This is a genomic window from Mesorhizobium sp. WSM4817 (genome assembly GCF_055811135.1).
This window is the reverse complement of the sequence record NZ_JBVVQQ010000018.1, coordinates 46466-66158: the sequence shown is the minus strand read 5'-3', so window position 1 is coordinate 66158 and position 19693 is coordinate 46466. Positions and strand designations below refer to the sequence as shown.

At 63.0% G+C, this 19693-nt stretch carries 18 protein-coding genes; 9 read left to right on the top strand and 9 right to left on the bottom strand.

The window, feature by feature from the left end; genetic code table 11:
- Nucleotides 1–40: 40 nt before the first annotated feature.
- Nucleotides 41–2314, bottom strand: a complete 2274-nt coding sequence (locus tag AC0L2K_RS22950; RefSeq protein ID WP_473532402.1) for a xanthine dehydrogenase family protein molybdopterin-binding subunit — start codon at nt 2312–2314, stop codon at nt 41–43.
- A gap of 2 nt (nt 2315–2316) precedes the next feature.
- Entirely contained in the window at nt 2317–2778 is a 462-nt protein-coding gene (locus tag AC0L2K_RS22945) for a (2Fe-2S)-binding protein (protein ID WP_287238293.1), read from the bottom strand.
- Nucleotides 2779–2899: 121 nt separating this feature from the next.
- Between AC0L2K_RS22945 and AC0L2K_RS22940 the strand changes: the two genes are divergently transcribed.
- A complete protein-coding gene (locus tag AC0L2K_RS22940) occupies nt 2900–3496 on the top strand; it encodes a TetR/AcrR family transcriptional regulator (RefSeq protein WP_287050904.1) in 597 nt (198 codons plus the stop codon).
- A 13-nt stretch (nt 3497–3509) separates the two neighbouring features.
- Here AC0L2K_RS22940 and AC0L2K_RS22935 read toward each other — a convergent pair whose 3' ends face one another.
- The 3 genes from AC0L2K_RS22935 to AC0L2K_RS22925 form a co-directional block, all read right to left on the bottom strand.
- On the bottom strand, nt 3510–4640 hold the full coding sequence (locus AC0L2K_RS22935) for a patatin-like phospholipase family protein (RefSeq protein ID WP_027152943.1): 1131 nt from the start codon (nt 4638–4640) through the stop codon (nt 3510–3512).
- A gap of 37 nt (nt 4641–4677) precedes the next feature.
- Entirely contained in the window at nt 4678–5475 is a 798-nt protein-coding gene (locus tag AC0L2K_RS22930; protein WP_473532401.1) for a 3-hydroxybutyrate dehydrogenase, read from the bottom strand.
- A gap of 174 nt (nt 5476–5649) precedes the next feature.
- Complete coding sequence (locus AC0L2K_RS22925; protein WP_473532400.1) at nt 5650–6339, bottom strand: TetR/AcrR family transcriptional regulator; 690 nt, start codon at nt 6337–6339, stop codon at nt 5650–5652.
- 41 nt (nt 6340–6380) lie between these two features.
- On the opposite strand from AC0L2K_RS22925, the gene AC0L2K_RS22920 reads away from it, so the two are divergent.
- A complete protein-coding gene (locus AC0L2K_RS22920; RefSeq protein ID WP_473532399.1) occupies nt 6381–6827 on the top strand; it encodes a hypothetical protein in 447 nt (148 codons plus the stop codon).
- A gap of 93 nt (nt 6828–6920) precedes the next feature.
- Here AC0L2K_RS22920 and phaR read toward each other — a convergent pair whose 3' ends face one another.
- Entirely contained in the window at nt 6921–7544 is a 624-nt protein-coding gene (gene phaR, locus AC0L2K_RS22915; RefSeq protein ID WP_091593551.1) for a polyhydroxyalkanoate synthesis repressor PhaR, read from the bottom strand.
- 311 nt (nt 7545–7855) lie between these two features.
- On the opposite strand from phaR, the gene AC0L2K_RS22910 reads away from it, so the two are divergent.
- Entirely contained in the window at nt 7856–9034 is a 1179-nt protein-coding gene (locus AC0L2K_RS22910) for an acetyl-CoA C-acetyltransferase (RefSeq protein WP_419695044.1), read from the top strand.
- Between the two features lie 122 nt (nt 9035–9156).
- Entirely contained in the window at nt 9157–9882 is a 726-nt protein-coding gene (phbB, locus tag AC0L2K_RS22905) for an acetoacetyl-CoA reductase (protein ID WP_473532398.1), read from the top strand.
- 104 nt (nt 9883–9986) lie between these two features.
- Here phbB and AC0L2K_RS22900 read toward each other — a convergent pair whose 3' ends face one another.
- On the bottom strand, nt 9987–11186 hold the full coding sequence (locus AC0L2K_RS22900) for an FAD-dependent oxidoreductase (protein WP_473532397.1): 1200 nt from the start codon (nt 11184–11186) through the stop codon (nt 9987–9989).
- Here AC0L2K_RS22900 and AC0L2K_RS22895 point away from each other — a divergent pair.
- The 5 genes from AC0L2K_RS22895 to AC0L2K_RS22875 all read left to right on the top strand — a co-directional run bounded on the left by AC0L2K_RS22895 (nt 11145) and on the right by AC0L2K_RS22875 (nt 18022).
- The gene (locus tag AC0L2K_RS22895; RefSeq protein WP_473532396.1) at nt 11145–11897 is read left to right on the top strand and encodes a TetR/AcrR family transcriptional regulator; all 753 of its coding nucleotides are present in this window, start codon (nt 11145–11147) and stop codon (nt 11895–11897) included. The two genes, AC0L2K_RS22900 and AC0L2K_RS22895, sit on opposite strands and share 42 nt — an antisense overlap.
- A gap of 698 nt (nt 11898–12595) precedes the next feature.
- Complete coding sequence (locus tag AC0L2K_RS22890) at nt 12596–15982, top strand: helicase-related protein (protein ID WP_473532395.1); 3387 nt, start codon at nt 12596–12598, stop codon at nt 15980–15982.
- Nucleotides 15983–15996: 14 nt separating this feature from the next.
- Entirely contained in the window at nt 15997–16383 is a 387-nt protein-coding gene (locus AC0L2K_RS22885; RefSeq protein WP_027152935.1) for an RNA-binding S4 domain-containing protein, read from the top strand.
- Between the two features lie 251 nt (nt 16384–16634).
- Nucleotides 16635–16973, top strand: a complete 339-nt coding sequence (gene fdxA / locus AC0L2K_RS22880; protein ID WP_023803892.1) for a ferredoxin FdxA — start codon at nt 16635–16637, stop codon at nt 16971–16973.
- A 467-nt stretch (nt 16974–17440) separates the two neighbouring features.
- Nucleotides 17441–18022: a CarD family transcriptional regulator gene (locus AC0L2K_RS22875; protein ID WP_027152934.1), complete on the top strand. Its 582-nt coding sequence runs from the start codon at nt 17441–17443 to the stop codon at nt 18020–18022.
- Between the two features lie 104 nt (nt 18023–18126).
- On the opposite strand, the gene AC0L2K_RS22870 is transcribed toward AC0L2K_RS22875, so the two are convergent.
- Nucleotides 18127–18900, bottom strand: coding sequence for an amino acid ABC transporter ATP-binding protein (locus AC0L2K_RS22870; RefSeq protein ID WP_473532394.1), 774 nt, complete (start codon nt 18898–18900; stop codon nt 18127–18129).
- Nucleotides 18897–19577, bottom strand: a complete 681-nt coding sequence (locus AC0L2K_RS22865) for an amino acid ABC transporter permease (RefSeq protein WP_473532393.1) — start codon at nt 19575–19577, stop codon at nt 18897–18899. Before AC0L2K_RS22865 ends, AC0L2K_RS22870 begins: the two co-directional genes overlap by 4 nt.
- Nucleotides 19578–19693 lie beyond the last annotated feature (116 nt).

Here is a 19693-nt window from a genome sequence, read left to right as displayed (position 1 = left end):
GAAACAGCATGGCAGCAACTGTCAGCATGATGGGTATACTTCATGCAAAGGTCACCTCCTTCGACAGGGGCAGTGCCCGGATGCGCTTGCCTGTTAGTGCGAAGATGGCATTGGCGAGTGCCGGTGCCGCCGGCGGCGTGCCGACTTCGCCAACGCCGCCCATCTTGTGAAAATTCTCCAGGATGGCGACTTCGAACGCCGGACACTGGGAGATGCGCATGGCGTCGTAGTCATGAAAATTCGACTGCTCGACCATGCCGTCGGCGAAAGTAATCTCCTGACCCATCGCTGCCGACAGGCCGTAGATGGCGGCGGAGATGAGTTGCGCCTCGATGATATCAGGATCGAGCGCGGTGCCGACATCGGCGGCGATCCACATCTTCTCGATGCGGATCCCGGACGGCGTGTCGGCGACCTGGACGATCTCGCCGACCCAACTGCCGAAGGACAGCGTGAACGCCATGCCCTTGGCCTTGCCGGCGGGCAGCGCCTCGCCCCACTTCGCCATTTCGGCGACCTTCTCGACCACCTTCACCGCTGCCGGATAGGCAGCCATCAGCGTCTTGCGCAGTTCGACCGGATCGGTTTTCCCGGCGGTGGCGATCTCGTCCATGAAGCCCTCATGAAAGAAGCCGTTGATCGAGCAGCCGACCGATCGCCAGAAGCCGACCGGGATGGAGGCGGGCGCAGCAATGCCGCTGACCCGGTAATTCGGGATGGTGTAGGGCTGGTCGAAGGCCCCATCGACAATGGACTTGTCGGGGCCAAGCGGCGGGATCGAGGGAAACAGCCGGCGCAAGGTGCTGGCTATCGGCGATGGCGAGGCGATTGTCATGTCGACGGCGACCGGTATGCCGTCGTTGCCAAGCCGCGCCTGGAATTTGCCGACCGAAGCCGGCCGGTAGGCGTCGTGGCGCATGTCCTCCTCGCGCGTCCAAATCACCTTGATGGGCCGGCCTGCCGTTTCTTTCGCCATCAGCGCGGCACAGAGCGCATAATCCACCTCGATACGTCGGCCGAAGCCGCCGCCCATGAAGGTGGTGTGGACGCTGACCTTGTCCTGCTCAATGCCGACAGCATTGGCGCAAAGCTGCCGCACCAAGGTCGGCGCCTGGTTGCCGCACCAGATGTCGAGGACGCCGTCCTTCAGCCGCGCCGTGGCGTTCATCGGCTCCATCGTCGCATGTGCCAGATAAGGCACCGTATAGTCGGCCTCGACGATCCTTTCGCGCGGCGCGTCGGCGAAAGCGGTATCGACATCGCCATCGTCGCGCATCACCGACCCTTTGGTGCCGAGCGCCTGCTTCAGCACCTCGGAAATGCCGGCGCTGTCCAGCGGATATTCGGGATCGGCCCATTCGGCGTCGATCGCCTCCGCCGCCTTGAACGCCGCCCAGGTGTTTTCGGCGATGATGCCGAAGCCGTGGCCGTAATTCGTGTCGATCGGCACGATCTTGATCACGCCAGGCATTTTCTCGGCGTTGGAGAAATCCGCCTTGACCGGCTTGGCCCAGAAGCGCGGGCTCATCTTGACCGTGCCGTACAGCATCTCCGGCAGCGTCACGTCGATGCCGAAGATCGGCGCCCCGGTGACCTTGGCCAGCATGTCGATGCGTCTTTGCGGTTTGCCGAGCAGTTTCCAGCCGGCTTTGTCTTTGAGCCTGATTTCCGCGGGCGGCGCCATTGTCGCGGCGGTCGCGGCGACCGCGCCATAGGTCAGCGACTTGCCCGACGCCTTGTGCAGGATCGAGCCGTTGGCTGTTTCCAGATCGGCGGCAGCTATACCGAGCTTTTGCGCGGCCGCTGCAATCAGCATCTGCCGCGCGGCGGCGCCTGCCTGCCGCATCTTGCCGAAACCATCGAGCGTCGAGGTCGAACCGCCGGTGCCTTGCAGGGCGAGGAATTTTCCGACCACGCCCATGCCGGCGCGCACTATTTCCGCGGTCATGCTTTCGTCGAAGAAGGCGAACGGACCGCCCTCTTCCAGGATCGCCGCATTGAAATAGGCGTAGGAGGCCGGGCCGTGCTCGACCTTGATCTGGTCGAGCCCGACATCGAGCTCTTCGGCAACCATGGCAGCAAGCGTCGTCGAGATGCCTTGGCCCATCTCGGCGCGCGGCGCGACGATGGTGATGGTGTTGTCGGCGCCGATCTTCACGTAGGGGTTGAAGGTCGCTTCATCAGCGGCGAGGTCGTCTTCCAGTGGATTCGGGAAGGGCTTGCGGTAGTAGTAATAGCCGACGGCGACGCCGCCCGCGATGGCAGCGGTGCCGATGAGAAACGTACGGCGGGCGATCTTTCCGACACTGGCCATGGTCAGATTCCCGCCGTCTTGAGGACGACCGCTCGTCTGATCGCCGCACGGATCTTCGGGTAGGTGCCGCAGCGGCAGAGATTGCCGCCCATGGCATCGTCGATGTCGGCATCGGTCGGGTCGGCAACCTGGTCGAGCAGCGCCACCGCGCTCATGATCTGGCCGGCCTGGCAGTAGCCGCACTGGGCGACCTGCTCTTCCAGCCATGCCTGCTGTACCGGATGCAGTCTGCCTTCGGTGCCGATGCCTTCGATCGTGGTGACCGCGCCGGTGACCTCACCGACAGGCAATGAACAGGAGCGCACCGGCTGGCCGTCGACATGCACTGTGCAGGCGCCGCAGGCGGCGATGCCGCAGCCAAACTTCGGCCCGGTCTTGCCCATGAAATCGCGCAGCGCCCACAGCAGCGGCATTTCGGGATCGGCATTGACGTCGAATGCCTGCCCGTCGACGGTGAGGCGCATGGGGATACCCTTTGTTGTGGTCCACAGCCCGGGGCAAAAGGCCGGTCGGTCATTCGCCCTTATACATGTTGACAAATTACGTCATTTTGTCAATAGAGCTTTTGCAGGATAAAGTCGCGCCATGATCGAGATCGAGGACATCGCCACCGACCCCAAGCGCGCCCGCATTCTGGACAGCGCGATGAAGGTGTTTCTGGCCTATGGTTTCGCCCGCACCACCATGGACGACATTGCGCGTGCCGCCGACATGTCGCGGCCGGCGCTTTATCTCCAGTTCAAGAACAAGACCGATATTTATCGCGCCATTGCGTTGATGCTGCTATCCCGCTCGCTCGAGCAGGCGAAAACGGCACTCGCCGGCGAAGAACCATTTGCCGAGCGCACGATGCGGGCCATCGACGAAGCGCTGATCTCGATGACGCGCACCGTCCACGCCTCGCCGCATGGCGCCGAACTCCTTGACATGAAATCGAGTCTCGCCGACCTGATCGGCTGCTGGCGCAGCCGGTTTTCCGAGCATGTCGCGGCAGCGATCCAGAGCGAGGCCGGACGCAATGGCGTCGATCTCACCGCCAAGGGCTTGTCGGCAAAATTGCTGGCCGACATGCTGCTCGACGGGCTGGAAGGCATGAAGATGCGCATCAGCGATCCGGACGAGCAGCGGCGGGCTGCGGCCGCGCTGATCAAGGTGATCGATCTAGCCTTGCAAAAAAACTGACAAACAAAACGCCTCAGGCTCGGCGACGCGCTGCCTCGGGCTTCTTGCGTGCTGCAAGGAACTCCTTGACCCGCCGGCCCGGTGCCGGCCCACGCATCGGCTTGAAGCCGTCGTCGAGCTCGCCTGAGAGGTCAAGCGTCGGCCGCTTGCCGACGGCGTCGTAATTCTCCTCCAGCCAGTCGCTGGCGGCGGTGCGGCCAAGGTCGCGCAGATAGGTCAGGAACGCCCATTCGGCATTGACCTTGGACGATGCCGACAGGTCCTTGAATGCCTCGTCGGCATCGATGCGGTGCATGCGGATGTCGCGGTATTCGCCATGCGGCAGCCGGCCGGCGGCAATCAGCTCCTTGATGAAGGCGATCGAGCGGAATTCGCGCAAGAGTCCGGCGTTGAAGGTGATCTCGTCGATGCGATTCTGGATTTCGTTGGCGCTCTTCGGCGTCCCCTCGCGGACCACCGGATTGATCTGCACCAAAAGCACGTCCTCGGTGGCAGTCGTCTTGAAGAACGGGAACAGCGCCGGATTGCCGCCATAGCCGCCATCCCAGTAGGGCACACCCTTGATCTCGACGGCGCGGAACAGCTGCGGCAGGCAAGCCGACGCCATCACCGTGTCGAGATCGATCTCGCCATCGGAAAAGACGCGTAACTGCCCGGTCTCGACATTGGTCGCGGAGATGAACAGCTCCATCGATTTGCAGGCGCGCACATTGCCGAAATCGATCTCCTGTTCGATCACGTCGCGCAGCGGGTTGAGGCCGAGCGGGTTGGCGACATAGGGCGAAAACACCCGCGACATCGTGTCGAAAAACAGATAGCCCGGCGTGTTCTCGATCGACCAGTTGCCCCAGGCGACGTCCCACGGCATGCGCTGCACCGGGCTGAACCGGCCCTTCCGCGCCACCGCGCGCCAGAAATCGTCGAGCTTCTGCCGCGCGCCCTCGACGCCGCCGCGGACGAAGCCGTCGGCCAGCGCCACGGCGTTCATGGCGCCGGCGCTGGTGCCCGAAACCGCCGCGATGTCGAGCCGTCCGTCCTCCAGCAGCTGGTCGAGCACGCCCCAGGAAAAGGCGCCGTGCGAGCCGCCGCCCTGCAGCGCGACGTTGATCTTCTTGGGCTCCTCCGCCTTGCCGTTTGTCGTCATGGCGTTGTCCTTGATCTGTAGAGAGCCATTGGATGGATCACTGCGCGGTCCAGCCGCCGTCGACCGAGATTTGCGTGCCGTTGATCTGCGCTGCCGCATCCGAGCACAGGAATACCGCGGCAGCGGCAACTTGCTCGACCGTGACGAATTCCTTGGTCGGCTGCCTGTCGAGCATGACCTCGCGGACCACCGTGTCGCGGTCCATCTTGTTCGCCTTCATCTGGTCGGGGATCTGCGCCTCGACCAGCGGCGTCAGCACATAGCCGGGACAGATGGCGTTGCAGGTGATCTTGTCGCGCGCCAGTTCCAAAGCGACCGTCTTGGTCAGTCCCATGATGCCGTGCTTGGCCGCGACATAGGCCGATTTGAACGGCGAGGCGACCAGCCCATGGGCCGAGGCGATGTTGACGATCCTGCCGCCGCCGGCTTCTCTCATCAGCGGGATGGCGGCGGCGATGGTGTGAAAGGCCGACGACAAATTGATGGCGATGATGGCGTCCCACTTCTCGACGGGAAATTCTTCCACCGGCGCGACATGCTGGATGCCGGCATTGTTGACCAGGATGTCGACCGAGCCGAAGCTCTCGGCTGCCTTTGGGACCAGCGCCCGGCATTCGGCCGGCTTCGACATATCTGCCTTGATGTAGACAGTCTTCACGCCGTGATGCTTGGCGATCGCATCGGTGACGGCCTGGTCGTCGGCCGTGTCTGAAAAGGAATTGACGACGATGTTGCAGCCATCGGCCGCGAGGGCATGGGCGATTGCCAGGCCGATGCCCGAGGTGGAACCGGTGACGATGGCGGTTTTTCTGCTGGGCAAGGCGAAATCCTTCATTACGGCGCTAACGGACCATATTGCAGTGCAGCATATATGCCTCGTGTGGCGCAAAAACAGCGGCACTCAGTGGCGATGACAGGAAATTTTTGTCATGAAAGAGGACACCCTCACTCAAAGCTGTACGCCTGACACCAGTGCGAAGACAGGTTTTGCAGTGCGAAGACAGTTTTGTCAGCGATCCCCGGAAGCCACTTCAGGGCGCTCGTAAGATTGCGTTTCGGGATTTGTCATCTGGCTGATGAAAAGACGCAGAGCTTTCCGTATGGCGAGCGATGGCGGCTCGGACGGATGCCACTCCGGGAAATGACCATCGATCGCGATGCGTGCCAGGCCATAGACAAATGCGCGGGCGGCAAGCACCAGATGATCGAAGTCGGTGTCCGGGGCAAGCCGACCTTGTTGTTGCGCTTGGGTCAGCAGGTCGATCATTTTCCGGCGAACGGCTTCATTCTGATCACGAAGACTGTCCGACGCGTCGAAATCGATCAGCGTCCGAGAACTGATGATCTGGAAATGCGTGGGATTGCTGATCGCCCACTCCAGATAGCCTTGCCCGATCGCTTCGAAGGCCACAATGGGATCTGCGCTGCCGACTTTGGACTGTGCATCGGCAACGGCCTCGGTCAGCCGGTTCATCGCCTGTTCGGCGACGGCGGTCAGCAGTGCTGATTTCGAGCGGAAATGCCGGAATGGCGCGCCGGGCGAAACGCCGGCACGTTTTGCCGCCTCGCGCACCGAGACATGCTCTGCTCCGCGCTCTTCGATGATCTCTACGGTGGCAGCGATCAAGGCCTCGACCAGATTGCCGTGATGATAGCGCTTGGGGTTGGCGGCTTCGCCGGTATCCGTTGGGCTGGTCATGCCTGCCAATAGCACGACGCCGACATGTAATCGATGATACCATGCTTCGCACCATCGCAACGACTGCCCTTGCTTTCTCTTTACTGTCGCTCGGGTCTGCCCAGGCCGAAGATCGGCCAACCCTGCAAATCGCCTGGCCGGCGGCCGGTTCGGTCATCGAACTCGGCAATGACCCAGAGAAGGCGATAGGCGTCGTCGTCAGCAGCAACTTCACGCTTCTGCCAGCGGGTGAATGCGACGGCGTCAGCCAATGCGGCCATTTGCATATGAAGATCGATCCCGCCGGAGATACCTGCAACATACCCGGCAAGCCGTACAACAGCATGAACAGCGACTTTGGCGGCGATCTTGTCAAGGCTCGTTTCGGCCATTGCCCGGATGCCGCCGGCAAGCATGTGATCGGCGTCCTACTTGCCGATGATCATCACAAGCCCATTCTCGTCGACGGCAAACCCGTTACGGCTCTGGTGACGGTGACGACGAAATAGCGCGGGTCGGGCGGGACTCAGCCGCATTCGAGCGGAGATTTCTGATACGGCCTGCTGATGAGAGATTTCGGCCGGGCTTGGTCCGGCCGGCGATCACGACATCGTGTCGAGCTTGCGCTGCATGGCGGCGATCTGTTCCTTCAGTTCCTGAAGGTCGTCGGGCTTTTCCGACGTCTCTTTCCTGGCCGGCTCCGCCGGCGCTGCGGAAGTGCCATTCGAGCCTGCGGGTGGGCCAGCGGGTGGGAAGGGCGTGAACAGGCGCATGGCGTTCTGGAACATCTCCATATTGCGGCGCGTCTGCTCTTCCAGCGCCTTGATCGGCGTGGCGATCTTCATCATGTCCAGCGGCGACTTGCCCAACGCACCCTTCATCTGCTCGCGGAAGCGTTCCTGCTCCTTTGAGAAGGCGATCATCGACTGTTCGAGGAAGCTCGGCACGATCATCTGCATCTGGTCGCCGTAAAAAGCGATCAGCTGGCGCAGGAACGGAATCGGCAGCATGTTCTGCCCTTCCTTGTTCTCCAGTTCAAAGATGATCTGGGTCAGCACCGGATGGGTGATGTCGTCGCCGGTCTTGGCGTCCTGGACGGTGAACTCCACGCCCTTCTTGACCATTTCGGCAAGGTCCTCGAGCGTCACATAGGTGCTGGTGCCGGTGTTGTAGAGGCGGCGATTGGCATATTTCTTGATGATAATCGGTTCGTCTTTCGCGGCCATCAGCATCCTCCCGGACACCGGCGCACTTGAGGTAAGCTGCCGGTAACGATTGCGCCTTTTCAAGGATATGCGCAAAAGCGTCACAATTCCAAGCGGTTTGTGCAGTGCGGCATCAATTAATGCTGCACGGCGGGCTAAAAATGCTGCGCAGCAATGGGCCGGCTGTATCCACCACGATGCGCAACCTGCTTGCGGCGCATGGCCGGTATGCCCATTTCCGGTTTGACTTGGATCATTGAAAGGGCAAGAAAAGCCCTGACGATACAAACTGCGATACCAAAACCTCGATACCTCGAAGTGTGGAGAAGAACATGTCCGCTGCCATCGTTGTCGCCAGTGCGGCGCGCACGCCCGTCGGTTCCTTCAACGGCGCCTTCGCCGCCACGCCGGCGCATGAGCTTGGTGCCGTCGTCATCAAGGAGTTGCTGTCCCGTACCGGTGTCGAGCCGGCGGGGGTCGACGAGGTCATCCTCGGCCAGGTGCTGACCGCGGCTCAGGGCCAGAACCCCGCCCGCCAGGCATCTATCGAAGCCGGCCTGCCGAAGGAAACCACCGCCTGGGGCCTCAACCAGGTTTGCGGCTCAGGTCTGCGCGCTATTGCTCTCGGTATGCAGCAGATCGCGACAGGCGATGCCAAGGTGATCGTCGCCGGCGGGCAGGAATCGATGTCGCTGGCCCCGCACGCTCAACACCTGCGCGCCGGCGTCAAGATGGGCGACTACAAGATGATCGACATCATGATCAAGGATGGGCTGTGGGATGCCTTCAATGGCTACCACATGGGCAACACGGCCGAAAACGTCGCTCGCCAGTTCCAGATTACCCGCGAGGACCAGGACCAGCTCGCATTGGCCTCCCAGAACAAGGCAGAGGCCGCGCAGAAGGCCGGCAAATTCAAGGACGAGATCGTGGCCTTCACCGTCAAGGGCAAGAAGGGCGACACCATTGTCGACCAGGACGAATATATCCGCCACGGCGCCACGATCGAGGCCATGACCAAGCTGAGACCGGCCTTCGACAAGGACGGCACGGTGACCGCCGCCAATGCCTCCGGCATCAATGACGGCGCAGCCGCCGTGCTGCTGATGACCGAAGCGGAAGCCGCAAAGCGCGGCATCACGCCGCTGGCGCGCATCGTGTCCTGGGCGACCGCGGGTGTCGATCCGCAGATCATGGGCACCGGGCCCATTCCCGCCTCGCGCAAGGCGCTGGCCAAGGCCGGCTGGTCGGTCGGCGATCTCGACCTGGTCGAGGCCAACGAAGCCTTCGCCGCCCAGGCCTGCGCCGTCAACAAGGACATGGGCTGGGATCCGTCGATCGTCAATGTCAATGGCGGCGCCATCGCCATCGGCCATCCGATCGGCGCCTCCGGCGCCCGCATCTTCAACACGCTGGTATACGAGATGCGCCGCAGAAGTGCCAGGAAAGGTCTCGCCACGCTGTGCATCGGCGGCGGCATGGGGGTCGCCATGTGCGTGGAAGCGCTGTGAAGTCATCTGCAAAGCGCCGTGAGGACAGAGCGAGCAACCCGTGAAACAGTCGGTGGCGAACAGGCTCCGCCGTTAGAGCGTTTCCGTTCGCCGCCCGCCGATCGAGAAAAAGGGAGGATATTATGACAAAGGTAGCACTCGTCACCGGTGGGTCGCGCGGCATTGGCGCCGCGATCTCGATCGGCCTGAAAACCGCCGGCTATCAGGTCGCCGCGAACTACGCCGGCAATGACGAAGCGGCGCAGAAATTCAAGGCAGAGACCGGCATCCCCGTCTACAAATGGTCGGTCGCCGACTACGATGCCTGCGCCGCCGGCATCGAGCAGATCGAGGCCGATCTCGGCCCGGTTTCCGTTCTGGTCAACAATGCCGGCATCACCCGCGACGCCATGTTCCACAAGATGACGCGCGAGCAGTGGAAAGAGGTCGTCGACACCAATCTTTCCGGCGTCTTCAACATGACGCACCCACTGTGGGTCGGCATGCGCGACCGCAAGTTCGGCCGCGTCATCACCATCTCCTCGATCAATGGCCAGAAAGGCCAGACCGGCCAGGTCAATTATTCGGCGTCGAAGGCCGGCGATATCGGCTTTACCAAGGCGCTCGCCCAGGAAGGGGCGCGGGTCGGTATCACCGTCAATGTCATCTGCCCCGGCTACATCGCCACCGAGATGGTCAGGGCGATGGACGAGAAGGTGCTCAATGAGCGCGTCATCCCGCAGATCCCGGTCGGCCGACTCGGCGAGCCGGAAGAGATCGCACGCTGCGTCGTCTTCCTCGCGTCAGACGATGCCGGTTTCATCACCGGCTCGACCATATCAGCCAATGGCGGCCAGTATATCACGTGAGGCGTTATTTCACCTGAGGCGTCGGCCTGTTGCCGGCGACTGTTTCACGGGTCTAACCGCCCACACGGCCGAGTTCGAGGCCGGGATCCGAATTACTCCGGCCGTCAGGCGACACGCTTCAGCCCTGGTTCGGCTGCCGGCTTGGTCTGGGCGACTGGACCCGGCTGGCGCGAAGGTGCCGGCAGGCGGGCAAGCGACGCCCGGCTGAGGCCCGACAGTTTCAAGGCGATGCGACGCTTCAGAAATGGAGTGAGATTCAGCGCCGAAAGCACGAGATTGCGGACGAACCGCTTCACCGAATTGCGGGAAAGCGCCATCTCGGTCATCATGCCCGCCAGTTCAAGCACCTCCTGGGCCGCCGGGCGGCGCAGCGTTTCGTAGAGGTCGAGCGCGGTTTCCGGGCGCACGCCGTTCACCACGTCGCCAAGCAACTGGCCAAGCACGACCGCGTCGATGATGCCGGTGTTCATGCCTTGCCCTCCCGCCGGGCTGTGCACGTGCGCGGCATCGCCGATGAGGAACAACCGGTCCTTGCGATACGAGCGGACCAGGCGGTGATGCACGCGAAAACGCGAGCTCCACGCCAGGTCGAGCACCCGGGTTCTTTTCTTGGTCGGACCACGGCTGTCGAGCAGCGCCTGGATGTCGGTGACCGCGGGGTTTTCCGGTGCGTCATCCATTGTCGCGACGACCCGGTACGAACCGTCCGGGAGCGGTGCCACCACCGCCAGCCCGGCCGGTGCAAAGAACAGCGACACTTCCGTCGGGCCAACCGGCCAGTCGAGACGAACATCGGCGAGCACGAACGACGCGTCATAGGCGGCGCCGTCGAACTCGATGCCGGTCGACCTGCGCACCAGGCTGTGCATGCCGTCGGCACCAACGACGTAGCGTGCCGATATCAGTTCCTGGCGGCCGTTCTCGATCACCGTCACGTGTGCGCCGTCAGCGTCCTGAACGACTGCCTTGGCCTCGATCGAGCGATGAATCACGCCGCCCAGGGCAGCGATCCGTTCGGCGAACACTTGCTCGGTCAGGTTCTGAGGCAGCATCATCAGATAGGGATGCCTCGAAGGAAGCTTGCTGAAATCGAGATTGAGCAGCGCCCGGTTGCGGTCGCGGATGGTGAAATTCTGCAGCTTCAGGGCAAGTTCGCTCAGCCGCTGCGTAACGCCGAGAGGCTCCAGCGTTTCCAGCGTCTGCGCGTGGATGACGCCAGCCCGCGAGGTCTGGAGGCCCTCCTCCAGCCTGTCGATCAGGACGTGATCGACACCGGCCTGGTGCAGCACGATGGACAGCGCCATGCCGGTCGGGCCGGCGCCAACGATCAGGACTTCCGTGGTTTCGGGCAACATCTCTCTCTCCATTTATCAACGGTCGTTGACTTTCTAGACGAAGCCATTGAATTTGTCAACGGCTGTTGGCATAAGCATTTCATGACCGAGAATCAGCCGAAAAAACCCGGAAAGTCGGACCGTACGCGCGCCAAAATCCTGGAGGCCGCGAAGCTCCTGTTCGCCGAGCACGGCTATGAGGGCGCCTCGATCCGTGACGTCGCGGCGCATGCCTCGATCGATCCGGCCATGGTGATCCGCTATTTCCGCAGCAAGGACGAGCTGTTCGCCAGGGCGGCGGTCGTCGACCTGCAATTGCCGGCACTGCGGGTGATCGACCGAAACGCCATCGGCGAAACGCTGATCAGGCGTTTTCTCGAAGTCTGGGAGGGCCCGGCCAGCGGCCCTGGCATGGCAATTCTGCTGCGTTCGGCGACGTCGAACGAATTCGCCGCGGAAAAATTGCGCGACGTATTTGGCAACCAGGTGAGGCCGGTGATTGCGGCGATCGCTGACCCCGCCGATACCGGTCGACGGGCCGGGCTCGTTTCGAGCCAGTTGCTGGGTCTGGCGATGTGCCGATACCTGCTGCGGCTTCCGCCCGTCGTCGCCCTGTCGCACGACGAAATTATCCAGAACGTCGGCCCTACGTTGCAGCGCTATGCCGTCGGAGAGGCTTGAACCAAGCCGTACTGCATTGCTGGCAGTCTGGTCCTCGTGCAGCGACTGCGCCGACCGATGGACGTGACGCCGATTTGTGCCGAAGCGGCACGCAAAAATTAGCGGCGGCCGTGCAGCCTGTGCAAAACCCTGTTCACGGCGTGTGGATAACAGGTGGAAAACCTGTTCACGACACAACATATTGGGGTGAACAAACCGGGAAACATGCGCCAGCGCCGATTCGTAGCCGTTTCGTTCCGGCTTTGAGCGCACCGTTAACGACAAAGGCTGAAAACATCTCCAAATCGTTAAGGCGCGTTAGGAAAGAATTAATAATTTCAGAATGTTGGATGAGGCCCGCCGACCTGCGTCGATCGTTCAGCGGCAAAGGTTAACGGCGACGTCAGCCCTGCATGAAACGGGCCAGTTCGGCGATTCAGCATGTGGTGAGACTCGCCGGCGAAAAATCCAGATGTAGCCGTGAACAAACCCTGAATCTGCGTGAGTCAGCGATTCGTAGCCGATTCGTTCCAGACTCGTTCCAACTGTTAAATCGGAACGGCGGAACGGATTGTCGACGCCGACGGAAGGCTTCGAGCTGTCATCGGAATATTCTGCTTTCGCTTCGCGCCCGAAATCCCTATGTGTCGGCTGTCACCCGCGCCACCACGGGGCGCGCTCCCGACAACGCGAGGCAGAGAGCCTTAGTTTCCAGGTCGATGAACATCCAGCCGAAACACACTGAGCCACTGATCCTGTCAGGCCGCGACGTGACCGCTGTGCTCGGGCCGACCAACACCGGCAAGACCCATCTTGCCATCGAGCGCATGGTGGCGCATGAAAGTGGCATTATCGGCCTGCCGCTCAGGCTGCTCGCTCGCGAGGTCTATTCACGCGTCTGCGAGAAGGTCGGCGCTCACAAGGTGGCGCTCATCACCGGTGAGGAGAAGATCCAGCCCGACGGCGCCAGATATTCGGTCTGCACCGTGGAAGCCATGCCGCGCGAGACCGACGCCGCCTTCGTCGCCGTCGACGAGGTCCAGCTGGCCGGCGATCTCGAGCGCGGCCACATCTTCACCGACCGCATCCTGCATCTACGCGGCCGCCAGGAGACGCTGCTGCTCGGCGCAGCGACCATGCACGGCATCCTCCAGCGTCTGCTGAAGGGGGTGTCGGTGGTGACGCGGCCACGGCTGTCGCATCTCGCCTATGCCGGCTCCAAGAAGCTGACCCGCCTGCCGCGACGTACGGCGATCGTCGCCTTCTCCGCCGACGAGGTCTATGCCATCGCCGAACTGATCCGCCGCCAGCAGGGCGGTGCGGCAGTCGTGCTCGGCGCGCTATCGCCGCGCACCCGCAACGCGCAGGTGGAGCTGTTCCAGTCGGGTGATGTCGATTATCTGATTGCCACCGATGCGATCGGCATGGGCCTTAACCTCGATCTCGATCACGTCGCCTTCGCCCAGAACCGCAAGTTCGACGGCTACCAGTATCGCAACCTGACGGCGGCCGAGCTCGGCCAGATCGCCGGCCGCGCCGGCCGCCACTTGCGCGACGGAACTTTTGGCGTCACCGGCCAGGTCGATCCACTGGACGAGGAACTGGTCAAGAAGATCGAGGCGCATGATTTCGACCCGGTGAAGGTGCTGCAATGGCGCACCGCGCGTTTCGATTTCGCCAACCTCGACGCGCTGAAGCGCTCGATCGAGACCAACGCGCCGGTTGAAGGCCTGACGCGCGCGCTGCCGGCGGTCGATGCGCAGGCGCTCGAACATCTGTCCCGCGACGAGGACATCCGGACGCTTGCCACCGACGCCAGGCGCGTGGCGCTGTTGTGGGAGGCCTGCGCCCTTCCCGATTACAGGAAGATCGCCCCGGCTCAGCATGCCGACCTGATCGCCTCGATCTACATGGACCTTGCCAGGCATGGCCATGTCGATGAGAATTACATGGCCGAGCAGGTGCGCCGCGCCGACACCACCGAGGGCGACATCGACACGCTGTCGCACCGGATCGCCCAGATCCGCACCTGGACTTTCGTTTCCAACCGGCCCGGCTGGCTGGCCGATCAGGCACACTGGCAGGAAAAGACGCGCGAAATCGAAGACAGATTGTCGGATGCGCTGCATGAGCGGTTGACGAAACGCTTCGTAGACCGCAGGACTTCCGTCCTCATGCGGCGCCTTAGAGAAAATACCATGCCTGAAGCCGAAATCAGTCCAACCGGAACCGTCCTCGTCGAAGGCCATCATGTCGGCGAGTTGCAGGGGTTCCGCTTCACCGCGGACCAAAGCGCCGGCGGCGAGGACGCCAAGGCGGTGCGCACAGCAGCCCAGAAGGCGCTTGCAGCCGAATTCGAGGCGCGGGCCGAACGCTTCGGCGCCTCGGCCAATGGCGACATCGCGCTCGGCTCCGATGGCACGCTGCGCTGGATCGGCGCGCCGATCGGCACGCTGGTCGCAGGCGACGAGCCGTTGAAGCCGCGCCTGGTGCTGCTGGCCGACGAGCAGCTCACCGGTCCCGCCCGCGACAAGGTCGCGGCGCGCGCCGAGCGCTTCGTCAATTTCCAGATCGAGTCGCTGCTGAAGCCGCTGGTCGACCTCAAGAACGCCGAGCAGATCACCGGCATCGGCCGCGGCATCGCCTTCCAGCTCGTCGAGAATTTCGGCCTCATCAACCGCCGCGACATCGCCGAGGAGATGAAGTCGCTCGACCAGGAGGGCCGCGCCGCCCTGCGCCGGCTCGGCGTGCGCTTCGGCGCCTACCACGTCTTCGTGCCCGCGCTGATCAAGCCGGCTCCGGCCGGACTGGTGACTCTGTTGTGGGCGCTGCAGAACGACGGCAAGGACAAGCCTGGCTTTGGCGACGTGGTTCACGCGCTGGCCTCCGGCCGCACCTCGGTGGTCATCGATCCCACCTTCGACAAGACCTTCTACAAGCTGGCCGGCTACCGCAATCTCGGCCGTCGCGCGGTGCGCGTCGACATCCTCGAACGGCTGGCCGACCTGATCCGGCCAGCAACCAACTGGAAGCCGGGCCTCGGCCAGCGCCCTGACGGCGCCTATGATGGTCAGTCCTTCATGGTGACGCCGCCGATGATGTCGATCCTCGGCGCCACGGCCGACGACATGGAAGAGATTCTGAAAGGCCTCGGCTACCGGGCCGAGCCGAAGCCGGCTGTCGAGGTGAAGGCACGGCTCGAGGCACAGGACAATGCCGCGCGCGAAGCCGCCGCGGCCAAGCAGGCGGCGGAAGAACAAGCCGAACAGGCCAAGGCAGCTGAAGCCGCGATTGCCGACGCAGCCGCCGAGGCGCCGGCCGACAGTTCTGAGCCGGATGCAGTGGCAGAAGCCACGGCGGAGGCTCTCGCGGAACCCGCTGCCGAAGCGGAACCTGTCGCAGAAGCTCAGCTGCAAACTCCGCCTGAGGTCACGGTAGAGGCACTGCCTGCAGCTGAAGCCGCAGTTCGAGAGGCAGCACCCGAAACCGCCGAGGTTGAGGTCGCACCGGCGGAGCCGGCTTCCGAAGCCTCGCCCGCAACGGCAGCAGTCTCGGCCGAACCTGCCGCGGCGGCGGAAGCCGCCACCGGCGAGGCTGCTCCAGCGGCCGAGAAAGAGGCAGAAGAACCAAAACCCATCCTGTTGTGGCGGCAGGGCCGCTTCGACCAGCGCCCACGCCACCGCCACCACGACAACCGGCCCCGTGACAGGGACAATCGCCCGCGCAGCGGACAAGCCGCGCGCGATGGCCGCAGCAACGCGCCGGCAGAGGCCGGGCAGCAGGCCGGCGCTCCAGGCGACCGGCCCGCCCGTGAAGGACGCCGCGACGGCGACGGCGCCGGCAAGCCGCGCTTCGACCGCAGCAAGTTCAAGCCCAAGCCCCAGGGCGAGCCAGGCGAACGGCGCGACGGCAAGCCGCAGGGCGAGCGCCCCGATCGTCGCGAAAGCCGGCCCGACTGGAAAGGCGGCAGGCCGGACGGCAAGGGCGGCGCGCCTGGTGGAAAGCCCGCGTTCCAGCCGAAGCCTCGCGAGGAGCGTCCGGTGCGCTTCGACCCGGATTCCCCCTTCGCCAAGCTCGCCGCGTTGCGCGACCACCTGAAGAAGTAGGTTCGTTCGCTCCGATGGTCACTGATGCCCGCCAGCGCATCGACAAATGGCTGTTCTTTTCGCGTGCGGTGAAATCGCGCTCGCTGGCGGCGAAGCTGGTGGTGGCCGGACGCGTTCGCATCAATCGCGACAAAGCAGCGCAGGCCTCCGATCTGGTCCGCCTCGGCGACGTCCTGACCATCACTCTCGAGCGGCGCATCTTCGTCTGGAAGGTGCTCGGCACCGGCAGCCGGCGCGGTCCCGCCGAGGAAGCGCGCTTGCTCTACGAGGATATCTCGCCGCCGCCGGCACCAAAGGGCGAGGCCGTTCGCGATGCGATCCCCGCACTGCGTGATGCCGGCAGCGGCCGCCCGACCAAGAAGGAACGCCGAGAAACCGACCGGTTGTTCGGCGACGACTGACGCATAACCGGCTTTCGTCGCATCACCGGCAGGAAATCCATTCCGGAAACACCGGCATCACGCGCAATGGCTGCCCTTGCAAGCGGCAGGCAAAGACGTTACCTCACCAAGAAAGCCTATCGCATCGGCCCACAAATCGATATCGATTTTCCAAGAGCACGATGCGTGGATTCAAAGTGTTAGAGCGTACCTTATGCGTCCGATTGGACGCCACGTCGCCCTGATAAAACGGGACGTCCCGGAGCCGACCGATGACCTATGTCGTGACCGATAATTGCATAAAATGCAAATACATGGACTGCATCGAGGTCTGTCCGGTCGACTGTTTTTATGAGGGCGAGAACATGCTCGTCATTCATCCCGACGAGTGCATCGACTGTGGCGTCTGTGAACCGGAATGCCCGGCCGACGCGATCAAGCCGGACACCGAGCCAGGGCTCGACAAATGGCTGCAGATCAACACCGAATACGCCGATAAATGGCCCAATATCACCGCCAAGAAGGAGCCTCCGGCCGACGCCAAGTCCTTCGATGGCGAGGCCGGCAAGTTCGAAAAATATTTTTCTCCCGAGCCCGGTCAGGGTGACTAGCGCTCGACCGCGAAAATCGAAATCGATTTTCGGAAGGACTATGCGCCAGATCAAAGTGTCACAGCGTCCTTGCGCGTCCAAAACGAGCGCGTGGCACCGTAATGGCGACGCCGGTTTGATCGGCGTCACGCGTGCTGACAGGCACCGCACGTTAACTGCCTTGACAGGCGGAGATCGCGCTTGACCTTCGCGCGTGCAGCAAAACCTTGATTCTTCCGACTTTTTGTGCTACACGAACCAAACATGCCGGTGACACAACGTCGATTTATGGCGCAAACGCCCCAAATCACTGAAAGGTGAATTTTTCAATCCGGATCAGAGTGATCTGGGGCAGGCAGTCGCGACTATGCGATTTGCCGCCCTCGGCTTTTCCGGTGGGTTCGTAGTTGTGCGGCTAACGATCGGTACCCGATCGCGCGAGTTCGACCGGCAGAATGCCGGTTCCACACCAAGGAGTTCATGGCGTAATGGCAACAATCACCCCGCAGAAGAAGTCCAGCGCAGCGCGTCACGGTTTTAAGACCGGCGAGTACATCGTCTATCCGGCGCATGGCGTTGGCCAGATCGTCTCGATCGATGAGCAGGAAGTTGCGGGCCACAAGCTGGAACTGTTCGTCATCGACTTCCAGAAGGACAAGATGCGTCTGAAGGTCCCGGTCGCCAAGGCGACCTCCATCGGCATGCGCAAGCTGTCGGAAGAGGATTACGTCGATCGCGCGCTGAAGGTCGTGCAGGGCCGCGCCCGCGTCAAGCGCACCATGTGGTCGCGCCGCGCCCAGGAATATGATGCGAAGATCAATTCCGGCGACCTGATCTCGATCTCGGAAGTTGTGCGCGACCTCTACCGCGCCGACAATCAGCCGGAGCAGTCCTATTCCGAACGCCAGCTTTATGAGGCGGCACTCGACCGCATGGCGCGCGAGATCGCGGCCGTCAACCGCATGTCGGAAACCGAAGCGGTGCGGCTCATCGAGGTGAACCTCAACAAGGGACCGAAGCGCGGCGCCAAGGCCGACAACGAAGAAGCCGAGCAGGAAGAAGCAGCCTGAGCGCTTCTCGCCTTCGAATTTGGAAAAACCCGGCCTCGCGCCGGGTTTTTTTGTTGTTTGTGATGGTCACCCCAAAACCGCTACGCCGTTTTGGGCGACATGCATTAACCTTCGCCGCCGCCTTCCTTCTCCGCCTCCTGCTTCAGCGTCGCGATGAACCGCTTGGTTCGCTGGCGCTCCGGATTGCTGAACAAAACTGCGGCGGGGCCTTTCTCGACGACGCTGCCGGCGTCGAGGAACACCACCTCCTGGGCGATTTTGGAGGCGAGGCGCAAATCATGCGTCGCCATCACCATGGTGGTGCCCTCGCTGGCGAGCTGGCCGAGCACGTCGACCACCTCCTGCGCCAGTTCCGGATCGAGCGCCGAAGTCGGCTCGTCGCACAGCAGCACTTTCGGCGATGGCGCCAGCGCCCGGGCGATTGCCACGCGTTGCTGCTGGCCGCCTGACAACGTCGCCGGCCAGGCGTCGGCCTTGTGCGCCATTCCAACCTTTTCGAGCAGGGCGAGCGCCCGCCCGCGCGCTCGCCCGGCCGGCCATTTCAACACCGTCACCAGCCCCTCCATGACGTTTTCGATCGCCGTGCGGTGCGGAAACAGCTGGAAATTCTGGAACACCATGCCGGTCTGAAGCCGCAGGCGCTGGATGGCCCTGCCGGGAACCTTGCCGCCGGGATGGAATTCGAGCGCGTCGTCGCCGATGCGCACCGTGCCCGAGGTCGGGATCTCGAGCAGGTTGATGCAGCGCAGAAGCGTGCTTTTCCCACCGCCCGAGGGGCCGACAAGGGCGGTGACGCTGCCTTCCTCGATGGTGACGGTCACACCGTTCAGCACGAGATTGTCACCAAAGCGCTTCTCTATGTCGGTGAGGCCGATCATGGGCGCGCCTCGAGGAAGCCGCCATAGCGGTTGAGCCGCTTTTCCAGGCGCGCCTGCAACGCCGACAGCACCGAGCTCAGCGCCAGGTAGAGAGCCGCCGCCTCGACATAGAGGATCAGCGGCTCGTAGGTGGTGGCGACGATGCGCTGCGCCGCCTGGAACATCTCCGGCACCGTGATCGCGGCGGCCAGCGATGTATCCTTGACCAGCGAGATGAAGGTGTTGGACAGCGGCGGCACCGCGACGCGGCCCGCTTGTGGAAGGATAGTGCGTCGCATCGCCTGGCCCCAGGTCATGCCGATCGAATAGGCCGCCTCCCACTGCCCCTTCGGCACCGAGCCTATGACGGCGCGGATGATCTCCGACGTATAGGCGCCGATATTGAGTGTGAAGCCGATCAACGCGGCTGAAAAGGCGTCGAGCAGGATGCCGACCGAGGGCAGGCCGTAGAAGATCAGGAAGAGCTGCACCAGAAGCGGCGTGCCACGGAAGATCCAGACATAGAAGCGGACCACGGCGACCAGCGGCTTCTGGCCGAACAGCCGGCCGAGCGCTGCGACCAGTCCTACGAAGAGACCGAATGCGAAAGACAGCAGCGTTAGCGGCACGGTGAAGATCAGCGCGGCCCATAGCAGCGTGGGCAACGAATCCAGCATCAATTGCAGCCAGTGCGGCACGAAAACTCTCCTTGCGAGATTGCCGCCCAAAAATCGGCCCGGCAGCATCGAGGCGCGACCATAGTGTCGTCATATCACGCCAAAAGCGGCGGCCGTCAAAGACGGCTCGCCGCGAT

Excerpts from the sequence above, each read along its gene's own strand:
- AC0L2K_RS22945 (WP_287238293.1), bottom strand. The coding sequence starts at position 2,778 with ATGCGCCTCACCGTCGACGGGCAGGCATTCGACGTCAATGCCGATCCC.
- AC0L2K_RS22940 (WP_287050904.1), top strand. The coding sequence starts at position 2,900 with ATGATCGAGATCGAGGACATCGCCACCGACCCCAAGCGCGCCCGCATT.
- AC0L2K_RS22910 (WP_419695044.1), top strand. The coding sequence starts at position 7,856 with ATGTCCGCTGCCATCGTTGTCGCCAGTGCGGCGCGCACGCCCGTCGGT.
- AC0L2K_RS22890 (WP_473532395.1), top strand. The coding sequence starts at position 12,596 with ATGAACATCCAGCCGAAACACACTGAGCCACTGATCCTGTCAGGCCGC.
- AC0L2K_RS22935 (WP_027152943.1), bottom strand. The coding sequence starts at position 4,640 with ATGACGACAAACGGCAAGGCGGAGGAGCCCAAGAAGATCAACGTCGCG.
- fdxA (WP_023803892.1), top strand. The coding sequence starts at position 16,635 with ATGACCTATGTCGTGACCGATAATTGCATAAAATGCAAATACATGGAC.
- phbB (WP_473532398.1), top strand. The coding sequence starts at position 9,157 with ATGACAAAGGTAGCACTCGTCACCGGTGGGTCGCGCGGCATTGGCGCC.
- AC0L2K_RS22925 (WP_473532400.1), bottom strand. The coding sequence starts at position 6,339 with ATGACCAGCCCAACGGATACCGGCGAAGCCGCCAACCCCAAGCGCTAT.
- AC0L2K_RS22885 (WP_027152935.1), top strand. The coding sequence starts at position 15,997 with ATGGTCACTGATGCCCGCCAGCGCATCGACAAATGGCTGTTCTTTTCG.
- AC0L2K_RS22870 (WP_473532394.1), bottom strand. The coding sequence starts at position 18,900 with ATGATCGGCCTCACCGACATAGAGAAGCGCTTTGGTGACAATCTCGTG.
- AC0L2K_RS22900 (WP_473532397.1), bottom strand. The coding sequence starts at position 11,186 with ATGGCGCTGTCCATCGTGCTGCACCAGGCCGGTGTCGATCACGTCCTG.
- AC0L2K_RS22930 (WP_473532401.1), bottom strand. The coding sequence starts at position 5,475 with ATGAAGGATTTCGCCTTGCCCAGCAGAAAAACCGCCATCGTCACCGGT.
- phaR (WP_091593551.1), bottom strand. The coding sequence starts at position 7,544 with ATGGCCGCGAAAGACGAACCGATTATCATCAAGAAATATGCCAATCGC.
- AC0L2K_RS22950 (WP_473532402.1), bottom strand. The coding sequence starts at position 2,314 with ATGGCCAGTGTCGGAAAGATCGCCCGCCGTACGTTTCTCATCGGCACC.
- AC0L2K_RS22875 (WP_027152934.1), top strand. The coding sequence starts at position 17,441 with ATGGCAACAATCACCCCGCAGAAGAAGTCCAGCGCAGCGCGTCACGGT.
- AC0L2K_RS22920 (WP_473532399.1), top strand. The coding sequence starts at position 6,381 with ATGCTTCGCACCATCGCAACGACTGCCCTTGCTTTCTCTTTACTGTCG.